Annotated in this window: 1 protein-coding gene; it reads right to left on the minus strand. The window is 66.9% G+C overall.

The genetic code is table 11. The features are described from left to right. A partial coding sequence (locus tag Mhypo_RS17745; protein ID WP_119342526.1) for an IS1634 family transposase occupies positions 1–1147 on the minus strand: 1147 nt, incomplete at both ends.

The raw sequence follows: 1147 nt of genomic DNA on the forward strand, positions 1-1147 counted from the left end.
TAATATCGCTCCACCCCCAGCAGACGGGCTGCCGTCTCGTGATGGGGTGTCAGGTTGAGCACCCGGGGCCTGCCCTCCAGCACCACCAGACGCACCCACAGGAAAAGCTGGAACACCCAGCGTAGGGTGGGTCTTTGGGTAGGCTTGCCCTTCTGATCCGGTAGGCTGGCCTGGCCCTCCAAGAGCTTCCGCCTGAGCTCCCATTCCCCCAAGGCGTAGACCAACAGGGCCACCGCCATGACCATCCCCAGGCTCATCACCCGCTCCGCTCGCTTCAAGAAGGTGCTTGAGGCGAAGAACAGGGGGTCTTTGAGGAAGCGGAACCCTCGCTCCACCGTCCGGGCCTGATCCTTGTAGCGCCTTAGCACCTCCGCCGCGGGCAAGCGCAGGGCATCCAGGACGTTGGTGGCCAGGAGGAACCGTCCCAGCCCCTGCCGGGCCCGCTCCAGCTTCCCGTCGTCCACCTCCACCCGGGCCAGGAGCCGGTAGTGCACCGCTCGCGGCGGCTCCCCCTTTCGGGGCCTCCCCACCCGGCCCCGCTTCCGCTCCTCCTTCACCCCCAGGTAGACCAGCCGGTGGAAAGGAAGCCGGGCGCTGGCCTCCGCCAAAGCCCCCCTGGCGTCGGCCTCACAGGCGAAGGTTCGAGCCGTCAGCCGGCCCAAGACCTTTTGTGCCTCCCCTTCGGTCCGAGCCACCCGTCTGTTTAGCTCCTCTTCCGCCAGCCGGGCCCGCTCCTGGCTCTCCACCAACAGCCAGCGCTGCCGCACACCCCCATACTCGCTCTCCACCTCCAGCCCCCGGTAGCCGGGAAGCAGGGGAAGCCAGGCTCCCGCAGGAGGCTCCCCCTGCAGAAGCTGCTGGGCCTCTTTGAGGGAAGCGGGCACCCGCAGAATCCAGCCAAACCCCTCCAGCGCCCGCAGATTATCCCCGCTGTAGCTGGCCCCATCCAACACCACCATCTCCCCCAAGTTCAGACTTTCCCGATACCGCCTCACCAGCCAGACCAGCTCCGCTCGATCCGACTGGTTGCCATCCCCAGGTGCGTACAAAAGCGGTATGCCTCCGCTGTCGGCGCAGACCAGGTTCATCACCCACTGCTTGAGGTCAGGGCGGTGATCGCGGGAATAGCCGTGGGTGAGGCGGATGG

The organism is Meiothermus hypogaeus (genome assembly GCF_003574035.1).
Classification (GTDB): domain Bacteria; phylum Deinococcota; class Deinococci; order Deinococcales; family Thermaceae; genus Meiothermus; species Meiothermus hypogaeus.